The following is a 924-nucleotide window of genomic DNA, read 5'->3' on the forward strand; positions in this document are numbered from 1 at the left end:
TAACGCCCAATTAAGGTGTGAAGCACGCAACTACGAAACTCAATTTGACTACCGTAAACACCGAACTTAACGCAAACTAAAAGTGCCAAGCGTGCTGAATCACTCTTAAATTGTTTGTTATATGCGCCCGAGAACCCCACAACTGACTAATAAGTCGTGGCCTAAACCCGACAAACCAACCCTGATGTTGTACGAATAATCCAAGTGAGCTGGAATAATTTCGTTGTTTTGCGCTCTCTGGTTTTGAAAATGCGCTTCTGTTGTAGAAATAACTTGAATTATTTCTAGCCGTTTAAGGTTATTCCAAGCAACCTCTAACTCACCATCCGATACTTCATTATTAATGACTTTGTTTTCAGCTAACTGTTCTATGAACACACCAAACATAGGATCACCGTAATTACCATAATGCGCGTCTATGTCTTTATGTTCTAAATAGCCATTGAAGATTGAGTTGATAGACAAAGAGGATTCAACTATCAATTTTAACAAGTTAGCTTCAAATGGTGATAGTTGCTGTAAGATTGCAATATGAGATGGATGAGCGGATTCTTGATGGCTCTTTTGAAATGCGCCTGAGATCAACTCAGCAAACATCAACTTTAAAGTTTCGTCATCACATACAGCATAAAACCCCTCTAAACTATTCTTCAAGCGGACGGGGTTAGGCAAAATTAAGTCATCTTTATCAACACAACTCAAGTCTTTAACTAATTTCTCTTTTAGCCAATCTCTAGCTCCCTTTAAGCCATAATTCACTCCTGAAATCGGTGACAGCAGCTCTATGAGCTGGCCAGCGTCACCAAGAACATTACCAATATGCTTTGCAAAAGGTTGCAAAGTATCTTGATAAATATCCGTTCCAACAGCTTTAATTACTTCATTTTCAGGATTAGACATTAAATTCTCCTACTAATCTCCAAA

Annotated in this window: 1 protein-coding gene; it reads right to left on the minus strand. The window is 38.3% G+C overall.

The annotated features are described in order from the left end of the window. Positions 1-117: 117 nt before the first annotated feature. On the minus strand, positions 118-900 hold the full coding sequence (locus R7R78_RS24895) for an Abi-alpha family protein (RefSeq protein ID WP_225474470.1): 783 nt from the start codon (positions 898-900) through the stop codon (positions 118-120). Positions 901-924 lie beyond the last annotated feature (24 nt).

The organism is Vibrio sp. 2134-1, assembly GCF_033339495.1.